At 58.9% G+C, this 14,746-nt stretch carries 11 protein-coding genes and 1 pseudogene; 4 read left to right on the top strand and 8 right to left on the bottom strand.

Annotated features, from left to right (window positions below):
- Positions 1 to 70: 70 nt before the first annotated feature.
- The 3 genes from ACVDG9_RS07045 to katG all read right to left on the bottom strand — a co-directional run bounded on the left by ACVDG9_RS07045 (position 71) and on the right by katG (position 5,931).
- Entirely contained in the window at positions 71 to 2,710 is a 2,640-nt protein-coding gene (locus tag ACVDG9_RS07045) for a DUF3141 domain-containing protein (RefSeq protein WP_447237614.1), read from the bottom strand.
- Between the two features lie 9 nt (positions 2,711 to 2,719).
- Complete coding sequence (gene fabI / locus ACVDG9_RS07040) at positions 2,720 to 3,484, bottom strand: enoyl-ACP reductase FabI (protein ID WP_023000033.1); 765 nt, start codon at positions 3,482 to 3,484, stop codon at positions 2,720 to 2,722.
- Between the two features lie 275 nt (positions 3,485 to 3,759).
- Positions 3,760 to 5,931 (bottom strand): catalase/peroxidase HPI, encoded by a 2,172-nt coding sequence (gene katG / locus ACVDG9_RS07035; protein WP_228869187.1) that lies wholly within the window; start codon positions 5,929 to 5,931, stop codon positions 3,760 to 3,762.
- Between the two features lie 251 nt (positions 5,932 to 6,182).
- On the opposite strand from katG, the gene ACVDG9_RS07030 reads away from it, so the two are divergent.
- A complete protein-coding gene (locus ACVDG9_RS07030; RefSeq protein ID WP_031268978.1) occupies positions 6,183 to 7,106 on the top strand; it encodes a LysR substrate-binding domain-containing protein in 924 nt (307 codons plus the stop codon).
- Positions 7,107 to 7,127: 21 nt separating this feature from the next.
- Here ACVDG9_RS07030 and ACVDG9_RS07025 read toward each other — a convergent pair whose 3' ends face one another.
- The 3 genes from ACVDG9_RS07025 to ACVDG9_RS07015 all read right to left on the bottom strand — a co-directional run bounded on the left by ACVDG9_RS07025 (position 7,128) and on the right by ACVDG9_RS07015 (position 9,400).
- Complete coding sequence (locus ACVDG9_RS07025) at positions 7,128 to 8,306, bottom strand: MFS transporter (RefSeq protein ID WP_447237613.1); 1,179 nt, start codon at positions 8,304 to 8,306, stop codon at positions 7,128 to 7,130.
- Positions 8,307 to 8,443: 137 nt separating this feature from the next.
- The gene (locus ACVDG9_RS07020) at positions 8,444 to 9,109 is read right to left on the bottom strand and encodes a class I SAM-dependent methyltransferase (protein ID WP_447237612.1); all 666 of its coding nucleotides are present in this window, start codon (positions 9,107 to 9,109) and stop codon (positions 8,444 to 8,446) included.
- A 144-nt stretch (positions 9,110 to 9,253) separates the two neighbouring features.
- Positions 9,254 to 9,400 (bottom strand): hypothetical protein, encoded by a 147-nt coding sequence (locus ACVDG9_RS07015; RefSeq protein WP_023000028.1) that lies wholly within the window; start codon positions 9,398 to 9,400, stop codon positions 9,254 to 9,256.
- Between the two features lie 85 nt (positions 9,401 to 9,485).
- Between ACVDG9_RS07015 and ACVDG9_RS07010 the strand changes: the two genes are divergently transcribed.
- Positions 9,486 to 10,391, top strand: a complete 906-nt coding sequence (locus ACVDG9_RS07010) for a LysR family transcriptional regulator (RefSeq protein ID WP_447237611.1) — start codon at positions 9,486 to 9,488, stop codon at positions 10,389 to 10,391.
- A gap of 91 nt (positions 10,392 to 10,482) precedes the next feature.
- Here the strand turns inward: ACVDG9_RS07010 and ACVDG9_RS07005 are convergent, their stop codons facing one another.
- Positions 10,483 to 12,117: a tetratricopeptide repeat protein gene (locus ACVDG9_RS07005; protein ID WP_447237610.1), complete on the bottom strand. Its 1,635-nt coding sequence runs from the start codon at positions 12,115 to 12,117 to the stop codon at positions 10,483 to 10,485.
- A gap of 225 nt (positions 12,118 to 12,342) precedes the next feature.
- Positions 12,343 to 13,251 (bottom strand): alpha/beta fold hydrolase, encoded by a 909-nt coding sequence (locus ACVDG9_RS07000; RefSeq protein ID WP_075284264.1) that lies wholly within the window; start codon positions 13,249 to 13,251, stop codon positions 12,343 to 12,345.
- Between the two features lie 163 nt (positions 13,252 to 13,414).
- On the opposite strand from ACVDG9_RS07000, the pseudogene ACVDG9_RS06995 reads away from it, so the two are divergent.
- Both ACVDG9_RS06995 and ACVDG9_RS06990 read left to right on the top strand, forming a co-directional pair.
- Positions 13,415 to 13,612, top strand: a pseudogene (locus tag ACVDG9_RS06995) (hypothetical protein); the annotation flags it as partial.
- A 225-nt stretch (positions 13,613 to 13,837) separates the two neighbouring features.
- A complete protein-coding gene (locus ACVDG9_RS06990) occupies positions 13,838 to 14,542 on the top strand; it encodes an AAA family ATPase (RefSeq protein WP_035908315.1) in 705 nt (234 codons plus the stop codon).
- Positions 14,543 to 14,746: the final 204 nt, after the last annotated feature.

Genomic DNA, 14,746 nt, shown 5'->3' with positions numbered 1-14,746 from the left:
AGCCAAACTCCAAAAATAATTCCAGGGGGGCTCTGTGGGGGCGTCCGAGAGGCCCGGACGCCCCCTATTATTATTCAGCCGGTTCCTGCGGTTTTTTCGCGCTGCTGCGTGATTTGCGTGGAGCCGTCGTCTCACGCGCCGCTGCCTTTCGCGTTGCAGTCTTGCGAGGAGACGATTTGCTCGGCACTGCCGCAGCCGAAGCCGCCCTAACGGGAGCTGTCCGCGTTGGCGCCGACTGCGCGGGGGCCTTGCTCGCCGCCTCTTCCTGTGCCGCTCGGGCGTCTTCCTTACCCGGCTCGACGACTACATCGGTCGCGGCAAGGGGATCTTCCGTGATGTCTCCCGAAACAGGCGGCAGGCCCAGCACCTTGTGGAACTGCTGCAGCGTTTCCAGTGTATGCGGCGTCATTTCGTCTATTGCACCGGGAATGAACCGCACAACCTTGGCTGCAAGTTCCCTCTCTTCCGGGGTTTTCAGAAGCTTTGGCAAGGTTTCGATTGCCAGTTCGGGGGCAAATTCGACGATCAGCGTCTGTTCCTGAAGAATGAAACTGCGTTCGTCCGCATTGAGCGATTTGAACGGTTCGTCCTGTGTCAGGACACGGGCTGAGCGTTCCAGACGGTCGCGGCGAACATTGCCCCGGCTGTCGGCAAGCAGGATCAGCATACGGATCACCGCTTCGCAGAAACCACCTTCCTCGATATGCATCAGGGCTGCCTGGACCGGCGGCAAGCTGCGCAACTCGTCCTTGCGCTTCAGCGTCCGGCCCGGTTGCTTGGTCCGGCCGAACCAGCGCATGTAGGGCGTGCCCCAAATGGAATAGAAGAGGTTCTCGTAGGCTGTGTCGCGCAAATCCCGGAAAAGATCCATGGACTGCTCGATCAAGGCTGCATTGACCTTTTCCAGTTCGACAAACGGATTGCCTGCAGCGGCCGGAGACCTTTCGTTCCTTGCACGTTCGGCAATGCCAGGCAACCAGCCGAGAGCCGGATTTAGGCTGGAGAACAGCGCACGCTGCATTCTGAGCGGATGGCTCTTGCGACGCAGATCCGCGCTCTGCTCGGTGACGAAAGCCTGCACGAAAGGCCGTACGCAAACATCGTAGAATTCGGCCTGCTGCTCGGATGCACGGGCAACAGCGGCAAAGGGTATTTCATCGTCCCGGCCATCATCGATCTTCGTCAGGTCTTCCATCTTGCGCTCATGGAAGCTGACCGTGAATTCCCGCTCCAACAGCGGGCCTTCATAGTCGTCGATGGTCATTTCGTAGAGGCCTGGCGCCAGCGCCTCGATTGTCTTCAGTGTCGAAGTGACTTCCGTGTGCTCCTTCTTCGCAATCTTGGAGGACACGAAAATGCCGAGATGGCCAACCTGTTCGTGGACCATATAAATGATCCGCTGGCCACGAATGGCGATTTCCCGCTCATCCGTGTAGGTGTCGATGATCCAGTTGAGGGCCTGCTGCGGCGGTGTGATGTTGTCGCCATAGCTGGCGAAAACGATGATCGGCGCGCGAATATGCTTGATGTCGACGTTTCGGCCGGGCTCGAGCTGTGCCTCGTTCTTGGAAAGACGGTTGCCGACGAAGAGCTGCTCGACAATCCACTTCATCTCCGCTTCGTTCAGCAGGAAATACCCGCCCCACCAGCGTTCGAACTCCAGGAAACGCTTTGGCTCGGTGTCGACCTTGGCATAGAGATCGTAGTACTTGCCGAAGTAGTTCCGGGCCGGATTGAGCAGTTCGAAGTTCTGCACGATGTCGGCGCCATCGAAGATGCCGTGACCAAGGTCGGAGTAATACATCGCGTTCCAGGTCCCACCCAGGACGCCGGCATTGTAGCGCATCGGGTTTTCACCGACCCGGCCGGACCATGTGGACACAGGTGCCCCATTGAGGATGACCGGCCCGGTCAGATCCGGGTTCATGGCAGCCAGCAGCAGCGTCGCCCAACCACCCTGGCAATTCCCTGTCACCACCGGGTTCGGAGCTTCGGGGTGAAGCTCCATGACCTTGCGCACGAAGGCCGCCTCGGCATGGGTCACGTCCGCCAGTGTCTGGCCTTTCTCCGGCATCCGCTTGAAGGCAACGAAGTAGACCGGGTGACCGTCATGCAGGGCAACGCCCACCTGACTGTCCGGCTTGAAACCGCCGATCCCGGCTCCGTGTCCGGCCCGTGGATCGATGATGATATAGGGCCGTTTCCAGGGTTTCGGATCACGGCATGGCAGATCTGCGGGCGGAATGATTTTCAGCAACATGTAACAGCTGGGGCGCGGCAGATCGGCACCGTCCAGAACCACTTCATAATCATAGATCAGGACAGGTGGACAGCCGGCCTCTTCGTGATCCAGGAAGATGTCACCGCGCTGACGAAGCGTGTCCATTGTGAGGACCATGCGCTGGGCCGCATCCTTCCAGTAGTCTTCCCAGGCCTCGTATAAAGATCCTTTTTCCTGCGCACCGCCCATGGCTTCCACGGCTTTGCCGAACTCGGAAATATTCGACTGCCAACGGGTCTTGTGATCGTCCGAGATCCGGGTCAGGTGCTTGGTCAGCCCCCTGCCCATCAGTTCCGCCAGGTTGGACAGCTCCGTCGCCTGGGCCTGCAGTGCCGTAAAACGCTCCGAGGGGCCCCAGGCGGTGGCATCATGCAGCGATTCCAGAAATTCGTTCTGGCCTTTTTCAAGCGCGTCAAAAATGTCCTTCATCAGGACCTCCTATCCAAGAATGCTGTAGCCACCGTCGATCGGGTGCACGGCCCCGGTGACGTTGAACGCCTCCCGGCTGGCAAGAAAGGCGGCATAGGCCCCGACATCGTCGATCGTGGCCAGTTGGTGTGTCGGCGCGCGTTCAGCCGCGTCGTTCAGTAATGCGTCGAATTCGGCAATGCCCGATGCGGCGCGGGTCTTGAGCGGACCTGGCGACAGCGCATGGACCGAGATCCCCTTCGATCCGAGCTCGGCTGCCGCGTAGCGGGTGGCCGCTTCCAGTGCGGCCTTGACCGGGCCCATGACGCCATAGTTCTCGACGACCTTCTGCGCGCCCATGAAAGATACTGTCATGCAGGTACCGCCATGGGGCATGAGCGGCTCGGCCCTTTTGATAAGCCGCAGGAAGGAGTGGACGGAAACGTCCATGGCCAGCGAAAAGCCGTCCGCGGAACAGTCGATCACACGACCATGCAGGTCTTCCTTTTTGGAGAAGGCGATGGAATGGAGCAAAGTGTCGAGACGGCCCCATTTGGCCTCAATCTCGGAAAACAGCGCGTCCATCTGCTCGGTATTACGCACGTCGAGCGGGGCAATGATTTCCGCATCGAGCTGTTCGGCCAGAGGCCGCACGTAGGCTTCGGCCCGCTCATTCAGATAAGTGATCGCCAGATCTGCTCCCTGCGCACGGAAGGCCTTGGCGCAGCCATAGGCAATGGACTGATCGTTGGCGACCCCGACAACAAGGGCCTTGTGGCCCGTCAAATCAAACATATGCGCACAGCTCCCGAAACCTTGGGCGGCCAGGACGGAGGGAAACCGGCCGACCACCACACTTCGCTGTCTCAAGCGCAACCTGAAACTGCTTCGCAGTGCAACATAAACCTTGTGACGGAACAATGACCTTTTCAAGGAGATAAGGGTTAGTGCTGATGAAAATGATCTGCTGCAGCGCAAAATCAGCACCGGACGGAAAGCCCGCCCAAAGAAAACGGCGCCCCGGGAAACCCCGGGGCGCCGCCATCTGTCTCAAATTGCAGATACCGTCCTTAGATCAGGTCGAACCGGTCTGCGTTCATGACCTTGGTCCAGGCTTCAACGAAGTCCTTCACAAACTTCTCGTTGTTGTCGTCCTGAGCGTAGACTTCCGCATAGGCCCGCAGGATGGAATTGGAGCCGAAGACCAGGTCTGCGCTGGTCGCGGTCCACTTCAACGTGCCCAGCTGACGGTCGCGCACTTCGTAGGTACCGTCAGCAACCGGATGCCAGCTGTTGGCCATGTCGGTCAGGTTGACGAAGAAGTCCGTGGTCAGGGCACCTTCACGGTCGGTGAAGACACCATGCTTGGAACCACCGTAGTTGGTCCCCAGCACGCGCAGGCCACCCACCAGGACAGTCATTTCACGCGCGGTCAGGCCCAAGAGCTGTGCACGGTCGAGCATCATCTCTTCCGGGCTGACAACGTATTTCTTCTTCTGCCAGTTGCGGAAGCCGTCAGCGAGCGGCTCCAGAACTTCAAAGGACTCTGCATCCGTCTGTTCGTCGGTTGCGTCACCGCGGCCCGGAGCGAACGGAACAGAGACGTTAAAGCCACCTGCCTTGATTGCCTGTTCCACACCGAGATTGCCGGCCAGAACAATGACATCGGCAACCGAAGCACCGGTTTCGGCAGCAATCGGCTCGAGCTTGGCCAGAACCTTGGCGAGGCGTGCCGGTTCATTGCCTTCCCAGTCCTTCTGCGGCGCGAGACGGATGCGCGCCCCATTGGCGCCGCCGCGCTTGTCGGAGCCACGGAAGGTCCGGGCGCTGTCCCATGCGGTTGCGATCATCTCTGCAGCGGTCAGGCCACTGGCGGCGATTTTCGCTTTCACGGCGTCCACATCGTAGGAGGTGGAACCAGCCGGGATCGGGTCCTGCCAGATCAGGTCTTCAGCCGGAACGTCCGGACCAAGGTAGTTGACCTTCGGGCCCATGTCGCGGTGGGTCAGCTTGAACCAGGCGCGGGCAAAGCAATCGCGGAAATAGGCTTCGTCAGCCATGAACTTCCGGCAGATCTCGTTGTAGACCGGGTCCATCTTCATGCCCATGTCGGCATCGGTCATCATCGGGTTCCGGCGGATCGACGGATCAGATGCATCAACCGGCTTCTTGTCTTCCGGCATGTTGACCGGTTCCCACTGCCAGGCACCAGCCGGGGACTTGCGCAGTTCCCAGTCGTAGTTGAACAGGTAATCGAAGTAGCCCATGTCAAACTGGATCGGGAATTGCGTCCAGGCACCTTCGATACCGGAGGTGAACGCATTGGAAGCCTTGCCACCCTGTTCGGTGTTCGCCCAGCCGAAGCCCTGCGACTCAACACCGGCGGCTTCCGGCTCGACACCAATTCCTTCAGCAGACCGGTTGCCGTGGGCCTTGCCGACGGTGTGGCCGCCACAAGTCAATGCCGCGGTTTCCTCGTCGTTCATCGCCATGCGCTTGAAGGTTTCGCGAACATGCGCTGCGGTTCTCACCGGGTCCGGCTGGCCATTCACGCCTTCCGGGTTGACGTAGATCAGGCCCATGTGGATCGCCGCAAGCGGGTTCTCCAGGGAGGTCGCATCATCGGCGTTTTCAAAACGGTTCTCGACCGGTGCGAGCCATTCCTTTTCCGAGCCCCAGTAGACATCGGTTTCCGGACCCCAGATGTCTTCGCGGCCAAAACCGAAACCGAAGGTTTTGAAACCCATGGATTCGTAAGCCATGTTACCGGCCAGAATGATCAGGTCGGCCCAGGAAAGCGCGTTGCCGTATTTCTTCTTGACCGGCCACAGCAGACGGCGGGCCTTGTCCAGGCTGGCGTTGTCGGGCCAGGAGTTCAGCGGAGCGAACCGGATGTTGCCGGAGCCCGCGCCGCCGCGGCCGTCCTGCATGCGGTAGGAACCGGCGGAATGCCATGCCAGGCGGATCATCAGACCGCCGTAGTGACCCCAGTCAGCCGGCCACCAATCCTGGCTTTCGGTCATGAGCGCACGGACGTCGGCCTTGACTGCCTCGTGGTCGAGACCCTTCACGGCTTCACGGTAGTTAAAGTCGGGGTCCATCGGATTGGTGCGTGCACCGCGCTGGTGCAGGATGTCGAGGTTCAACGCATCCGGCCACCATTTCGTTACCGGCTTGTCCATCGCCGTGTTGCCGCCGTGCATTACAGGGCAACCGCCTGTCTTTTCCACCTTAGCGTCCATAACTCTCTCCACTGTCATCTGAAACGTTCGATTATTCGGGCCGCGTGAGACGCCCGTGATATCCGCAAGGCCCGTATGGGCCCGGGACAGATCGGTTTCCTCAAATCTCCCAAAATCTCCGCGCACAAAAATCAACCGGCATCGCAAGGGGTGTTTGCATGCCACCTGATTTCGTCTGTGCAGATTGACGCTAGCAAAGGCAATCGATCAGAGGAAGTTGAATTTTCTGATCAGTTCGATAAGTTATGCTTATGATCAATATCACCCTCAAACAGTTGCGCTATTTCGAGGCCCTCGCCCGGCACGGTCATTTCGGCAAGGCAGCCGAGGCCTGCGCCATTTCGCAGCCGGCGCTGTCCATGCAGATCAAGGAAATGGAGGAAGTGCTCGGCGCAAGCTTGTTCGAACGCGGGGCCAGACAAATCCGCCTGACACATTTTGGTGAAGTTGCCGCCGAGCGTGCCCGCGACATCCTGCGGGCCACCGAGGAGCTGGGTGACCTTGCCAGGGCATCACGCGAAAGGCTTGTCGGGCGGCTGCGCATCGGCGTCATTCCGACTGTCGCCCCGTATCTTCTGCCGAGCGTTGTCGGAGCATTGACCAGGAGCTATCCGGAGCTGGACATTCATGTGCGCGAGACAGTGACGCCGAACCTGATCGACGAGCTGGACGAAGGCCGCCTCGACACGGCGATTGTGGCCTTGCCGGTTTCCGAAGGCACGCTTGCCGAAACGGCCCTTTTCAGCGAGCGCTTCGTGCTGGTGCGCTCGGCGCGGGAAGCCAACGCACCAATGCCGAGCGCCGACAGCCTGCGTGAGATGCGGTTGCTTTTGTTGGAGGAAGGCCATTGTTTTCGCGATCAGGCCCTGTCCTTCTGCAACCTGCAATCCGGCCCGCCGCGCGAAGTGCTGGACGCAAGTTCCCTTTCAACGCTGGTCCAGATGGTCAGTGCGGGGATGGGTGTCACCCTGATTCCGGAAATGGCCGTTCCCGTGGAGACCCGATCCGCATCGGTGGCAATCTCGCGTTTTGAAGCCCCCGAACCCACCCGGACAATCGGCATGGTCTGGCGTAGAAGGAGCCCGCTGGCAGGCCAGCTCACCGAGATCGCTGATATCGTCAGACGGTCAGCAGAAGGACTGACGGCCTTGCGAGAACAGCCGGCTATCAGCTGATCTGCCACCCCATGCCACGTGTTACGACTGCGTGGCGGCGCGCCGGAATGTCATGACGCCCAGCACTGCCATTGCGCCGGCAAGGCCAAGCAGGACGGCCCTTGCGTCGTCTCCAGCTGCGAAGATGGCGACGATGAGGCCAGCCAGCGGCTGCGACAGATTGTTGAGGCAGATGATCACGCCGGTTGTCTTGCCGAATTCCTCCGGCGGTATGATCTCCTTTCGCAGAGTGCGTACATAGATGTTGAACATCTTGTCGAACCCGGCAATCAGCAGGAAACCTGCCGCATAGATCAGCGGATGGGCTCCAAGGCCTGTCAGCACGGCCCCCGCGCAGATCAACCCGTAAGCCGTAACGCCGAGGGTCTTCAGGCTGAGCGCGACATGTGCGGTCAGCGTCAGGACGGCAAGTGTCGCCAGGGCTCCGCCGACCTGAAGCCAGGCGTAGACCTGTTCGCTTCGGCTGAAAAAGCCCGTCATCATGGCGGCAGCCGTTGCCAGCGTCGCGCCAATGATCAGGTTGACGCCGGCGGCCTGCAGGATTGCCCGCGTCAGGCTCGGCAATGTCCAGACCAGCTTGAGCGCGTGATTGAGGTCCGCCACGGGATGGCGCGAAACACGCTTGCCTGGAGCGTCTTCCATTCGCGCCTGACCGGGCCAGAAGTAAAACGCAAGATCGGCCAACACAAACAGGACCGTTGCCAGCACGACCACTGCCTGCCAGGGCCAGAACGCCATGAGGTAGGCGGCGACCAACGGACCGAGCACGACGCCCATTTGCGAGGCGAGCTGTCCGTAACTCGCCACTTTTTCGAAACGCTGGTCGGAGAAGGCACGTACAAGCACCATTTCCAGCGCCAGCATTCCCTGCGTCGTGAAAATGCCGACGACGGCAGAAAGCCCGATCAGCCACCAGACCCCACCAAATGCAAGCTGACCGGCGATACCGACAATACAGGCCACAGCCCGCAGGATGCGGCTGATACGCAGCAGCAGGATCGGCGAGAACCGGTCACACAGAATGCCTGCGACTGGAAATGTCAGGTAGCGCGGCAAGGTTTCGAAGAAGAAGGCAAGGCCGGACCAGGCGACATCGCCGGTTATCTGGAAGATCACCAGCGGCACCAGAAACAGGAGGATCTGGTCGGCCAGAACCGTCAAGAACATGGACGCGAAAAAGGCGCGGTCGCGGACGAGCATTTGCAGCTTTCGAGGGAGCAAGTGTGGCGAGACAGATCACACCTAGCACTCAACACCCCTTATCTGCAAGTCGCCGCAATCGGCCAATTCAATCGATTTAAGAAATATCCGGGACGCTTCTTTTTCTGCGCCCCCTGTCAGAGCTTCCTTGCCACGACAAAGCGGCTGTAGGGTGCAGGATAGGTTCCTGTCTCGATGATTTCGAACCCTGCCGACCGGATGCTGTCTTCAAGTGTGTCAAAGGAAAAGAAACGGACAAAAGGTGCCTTGCCAACCAGTTGCATCACCTTGACGAGGGGAGCAAACAGCCACGCGCGCCTTTTCAGGCAAACGGTCTTGGAAATGTAAAGCCCACCCGGTTTCAGAAGATGATGAATGCGGGACAGGGTGTCCTCGGCGTTTTCCACCAGATGCAGGAAGTTGTAGGCAAGGATGGCATCGTACCCGGTTTTCCCCGGCTCGACCTTGTCGCTGAAGACATCGGCAACGGCAAACCTCAACCCTTGCGGATGATCTTCGGTGTCCGGCCCAACCTTCAATTTCGCCTGTGCAATCTCGATCATGCCGCTGGCGAAATCGGTCGCAAGATAAGACCTGACATTGCCGGCCAGCAAAAGCGCCGTCGACCCTGTGCCGCAGCCCAGTTCCAGAACACTGTCCTGCGGCCCCAGATGTTCCGTCGTACGCTCCAGCGTCTTTTCGTAAGCTTCCTGGTTGCGGATTGGAGACGCAGCATATTTGCGCGCAGCCTTGCTCCAGAAACCGGCAGATGACGGCATTTCATTGGTCCATGTTGTCGCCATGGCGAATAGTCCATTTCTAACAGATAAACGGGAACGGCAGTAACCGGTCGAACCTGGTCCGACTGCAAATATGACAGCCGGCACACAGTTATCCGTGCTTCGAAACAGCTTCGAAGCACAGGCTGCTTGAAACTCCCGTACCCGCTATTTCTTCTTCTTGCGGCCGCCGCGCAGACCGATCTGATGAAGAATGTCGCGGCCGATATCGCGGCCGCCAGTGGGTGAAGCCAGGAACTCCAGAACCGAAAGAACGATGTTTGCCAATTGGATCATCAAAGATGACGGGCTCATTGGCGTCTCCTTTCGACAAGAAATCTACTTGCTTCAGAAATGAATGAGAATTGCCGAATTCTGGCTAGTTGATATACATATTTGCATGAACTGGCAGACCATCACATTCGACTGGAACCAGGCCCGTGCGTTCCTGGTAACGGCAGAGGAAGGGTCTCTCTCCGCAGCTGCCCGAGCACTCGGACTGACCCAACCCACGCTCAGCCGGCAGGTGGCGGCGCTTGAGCAGACACTTGGCGTGACCCTGTTCGAGCGTGTGTCGAAGAGCCTGACCCTCACGGAAGCCGGGATCGAACTGGCTGATCATGTGCGTGCCATGGGCGACGCGGCCAGCCGGATATCCCTTGCGGCATCCGGCAAATCACAGCAAGTCGAAGGACTGGTCACCGTTTCCACGACGGATCTGATGGCAGCTCATCTCTTGCCCGATATTTTGCGTGAGCTGCGCAAAAAGGCACCGGGCGTGGAAGTGAAAGTGCTTTGTACCAACAGCCTGAGCGACTTGCGCCGACGCGAAGCCGATATTGCCATTCGACATGTCGAACCGGACCATCCTGACCTTTATGCCCGCAAGCTACGGGCAGCCCCGGCCCGCATCTTCGGCGCCAGATCACTGGTTGAACAATTCGGCCGCCCCCTGACGAGGGACGATGCGCCAGATCTCGATTTTATCGGCTTCGACAACAACGAAGAGCTGGTCGGCTACCTGCGCGCCTTCGGTCTGAAGGTGACCGAGGCCAATATTCGCCTTGGCTCCCCCAGCGGTGTGGTCGCCTGGGAATTCGTCCGCCAGGGCCTCGGTCTGGCCATCATGGCGGATGAAATCGCTGCACGGTTCCCCGAGATCGTTCCCGCCTTTTCCGATATCGAACCGGTTTCGTTTCCAATCTGGCTGGTCACCCACCGCGAACTTCACACCAGCCAGAGGATCCGCGTAGTGTTCGATCATCTGGCGGAAGGTTTGCTGAAGGCAAAGCTCACCAAGATATAGACGCCCGCTCCGGTCCCAGCCATGTGGCGCAGGTATCCGGTCATTTTTTAGCGGCATCCAAAACCAGTCGTTGATCTGCCCGAACTCTTCTTTACGCGGCCTTCGCCCGGCAGAGGCAGCTTGCCCGGATCGGAATGTCCGCACGCGCGATGGCCTGGTCGAGCAGAAGCTTGACGTGCGGCAACTCCACCTTCTCCGAGCGCCTTACCAGACATTCATGCAATCCGTGCAACGCCCAGACATTACGTGGATGCTGACTCGGGCGCGGCAGCTTGCCGTCCAATCCGAGATCCGCGCGGTAGACCGCCTCGGCTTCCTCATATTTGCCGGCTTCCATCAGGAGCGCGCCCAAGGCATGGCGCGTTGGCTGCGGCCAGGACCACGGCTCTTCGTATTGAAGCCCGTCGTCCAGGTCGACGGCAGTGCGAAGATGGGCAAGCCCTTCTTCCTTCCGTCCAGCCTTGAAAGCCACCTCGCCCTTCATCATTTCCTCTGCAACGGCGAGGACATCCCTTGCGGTGTTGTTGAAGAGCATCCGGCTATCGGGCACCTGCGCATAAGCCGCGGTGAAATCCGCCATGGCGGACTGGGCTTCGTCATGACGGCCGAGGTTGGCCAGGGCGATGGCCTTCGCGTAGTAGATCAACGCGTTGGTGGTGACATAGAGTTCCTTGTCCGCCGGCTGATCGAGCTCAAGGATTTCAGGCCACATTCCGAACCGGATGTAGACATGCGGTGCGGCGGCCACGAAGGTTTCGAAAACGTCCGGATACGATCGAACAACTTCGTCGGGCACCTCGCCGCGCAATCGCTCGACAGCCTCCACCGCGGCGCCTTTCCTGCCAAGAAACATGGCGCCGTAGAAGGCGAAATGCAGATTGTGGATCCGGTACAGCGCATAGAAATTCGCCGGGCCAGCGTAAGCCTTGAACTTGTCGTCGACCTTGGCTGCCGCAAGATTGCGGTAGAGCACATTCTGATAGTCGCCGCACAAGACATCGATATGCGTTCCCATGTGCACAAGATGCCCGGCATCCGGAACCAGATCCTTCAGCCTGTCGCCATGGCGTAAAGCCCTTTCCGGGTGCGGCGACATTTCCATCAGGTGAATGTACATGTGCAAGAGCCCAGGATGATCCCAGGCGCCTGGCAACCTCTCAAATGCATGTTCCAGAACAGCCACGGCCTCGGTGGTGGAACCTTCAGGGTTCGGCACGCCCGTGTGGAAATCCCACAATTGCCAGGGCGTGCGGTTCATCAAGGCCTCTGCATAGGTGCACGCGACATCCAGATCTTCCCTGTTGGCTTCGTAAACGGGTTTCATCGCTTCCGCGAAGCCATCGTTGAAGGGCTGATAGTCTTCGATTTCCGGATCTGTAGGATAACGCGACGCCAGGGCCTCGATCAGCGCACGTTCCACCGGCCTGGCCTCCTTCAGCGCTTTTGCGGTGGCCAGCGCTGCATGTGCTCGTGCCAGCGCAGGCCCCTTTTCCTCAGGCGTGAAGATTTCCCAGGCCTTGTTGTAATTCGGACCGATACCGTAAGCGATGCCCCAGTGAGCCAACGCACAGGCCGGGTCGGCCGCCACCGCCTTTTCGAAACAGACAATCGCCTCTTCGTGATTATAGGCAAATAGCCAGACCAGACCGCGGTCAAACCAGACTTGCGCTTCCGGTATTGACGTTACGACACGCGTATAGCGGCCGAGATCAAAATACTCTGACATGATACATCCCCCCTGATAGGCGACGCCAACCCGAGGATCGAGGCTGGCACGCCGAAAACGGCGGTTTCGAGCCGTCTTCCAGATGATAGGCATTGGTGCCCAGAGGGTAATTTGAAATTAAAAGTGACGTAAGGGCAACCGCAAAAGCATTTCAAGTTTGCTCAGGCGCCGTGCAGACCAATTCACACGAGCCAGTTTTGGTCCCCAACAGTGCCGAGCCTTCGCCTAACCCAGCATCCAGTTGAGTATCAGGCGCCAGTCGGTCATGCGGATGGGGGTGCCGTGGGTGCCTGTATCGAACAGCGTGAACTTGATCGGATAGTTCGGAGCCCTGGTCTTGATCTGCTTGAAGAAGTTCGCCTGATCTTCCCAATTGTAGACCTGATCGAGAGTCCCCTGCCCCATATAAATCGGCACGTTGCGCCCGAGTGCACCTGAAGACAGGAAGTTGGGATCCTTCGGAGAGCCAAGCAGCAGGATACCGGAAAGCATGCTGGCATAATTGGCGTTCTTTACCAGGTTCCAGCAGATGATGCCGCCCATGGAGCCGCAGGCAACCACGACCTTGGCACGGGGCGACAGCTGCTTCTGATACTGGATCAGGGCTGCCACATCCGCCGTGCCGCGATTGTCGAAGTTCTTTATGTCGACGGTCAGGTAGGCGCCGCCGTTCCTGACCATCAGGTTCTGAACGCGGTTGAAGTTGCCACCGAACGAAACGTCGTTCATGCCCTGAAAGCGGTTGCCGCCCTGCCCGTGAATGTAGATCACGATGGCATTGGCACCGCCCTTCCAGTTGCCGGTGCCCATGAATTCAACAACCCGGCCGTTGGCTTTCAGTTCTCCGCTGCCACGGCCCCGCTTCGGTTTGTAGGAGACATAGTTTCCGTAGACCCGGCGTTCGTCGACTTCGTCGCGATCGCGCAGGTCTCGCTGTTTGGAATATTCAACGACGATAAAATCGCCATCATAGAGCGTTTCGGAGACCTTCTTGTATCTGAACAGCCCATCCTTGTAAGGCTTCAAGGCCTCAGCCCAGGCTGCCCCTGCCGTGCCCGCATATGCCAACACCCCGCAAAGCAGAAGGTTCCGGATCAAGCAGGCCGGGCGGGAGTTGAGAAATCGGTGCAGCATGTGGCGTCCTTCAAGGCGCGGATCAAAGACATAATTCTGACCCCAAAGCATCTGGCGTTCAAATCAACGCGGACAAGTGCCCCGAATACCATGAGACCGATCAACAGCGGCAGACCACCGATTCAGGCACCTCTTCCGCACCGACAACCTACGCGGCACCCAAGGCGCATGCAATCGGTGGCGATCCAAAATCCGGCAGGATTTCTCTCCCCCCAGAAAGAAGACGCACGAGGCGTTGCTGTTGTCGAATTCGCGTCATCCAGGCTGCCCATTGCGGCTGAACGCAGCTTTTCGCCAGACCCTTGCAAATAGTGCCAAGGCGTTTTGCTGGTCTTTATCCACAAATCCTAACGTTTGTTGAATAAGTCTGCTGCAAATTGCGAATTTAAGGATTTGGTAACCATAAAAATCCAAGACTGCCAGACAGATAGGCCTGCAATGGGTCATCGGCGACACAAGCGGATTTGCAACGGAACACTCGGGAACCCGCTGACAGATCGCCTTCAAGGTGTTGGGGCAGCTTTCGGCATGCGCTCGCAGACGCAAGTTGCTCCAGACAATGCTCGGCAAGGTCAGGAGAAGCCAGATGCCAGTCATTTCCTTCGCAAACGCAAAGGGCGGCGCCGGAAAAACCACGGCGGCTCTGCTGCTGGCGACAGAAGTCGCAGCACGGGGAAAGCGTGTCACCATCTTTGATGCGGACCCGCAGAAATGGATCTCGAAGTGGTACGAGCTGCCACGCAAGAGCCCGGGCATCAACGTCGTCAGCGAAATTTCGCCGGCCTCCATTACAGAGCAGATCACACTTGCCGCCGAAACGTCCGACTATGTGATTGTCGATCTTGAAGGAACCGAAAACCTCATCGTCGCCAACGCACTTTCAGTGTCCGACCTTGTGGTCGTGCCGATCCAGGGGTCTTCGATGGATGCGCGCGGTGGCGCCAAGATCCTGACCCTGATCAAGAAGCTGGAAAAGATCGTCCGCCACGACATCAAGCATTGCGTGGTTCTGACCCGTACCAATGCCGCGGTGACAACGCGTGCCATGAAGGCGGTCCAAGACTTCCTTTCCGCCCAGAATATCGACGTTCTTATGACCCCGATTGTGGAACGCGCCGCGTTCCGCGATCTCTTCGAATTCGGCGGCGGCCTCTCCGGCCTCGACACGTCGCTGGTCTCCGGTGTCGGCAAGGCCCGGGAAAACGCTTCGCTTTATGCCGCGGAAATCCTCGAACGGGCTATCACCGTTCCCAGGAAGCGCTGGTACAACGTGTTCAAGCGGGCGAGTTGACGGCGTTCGTTCCTGTCGTTTTTGCAAGAAAGGCTGCGGCTCAAACCGCGGCCTTTTTCGTATCGTTTGCAGAAGACCGGACCTGCGCCCTCCTGCTTGGCATGGCCGGTGTTGATGCCCGGTGTTGCCCCGAAGACGGCAGATCCGAACCGGCCTCAACCAGCCATGGCACAGGCCCGCGAAGCAGGCTATGGTGGCGGCAAG

Source organism: Roseibium sp. RP-7 (assembly GCF_053005225.1).
Note: the sequence above shows the minus strand (reverse complement) of the source record. Positions and strands in the feature narration are given on the sequence as shown.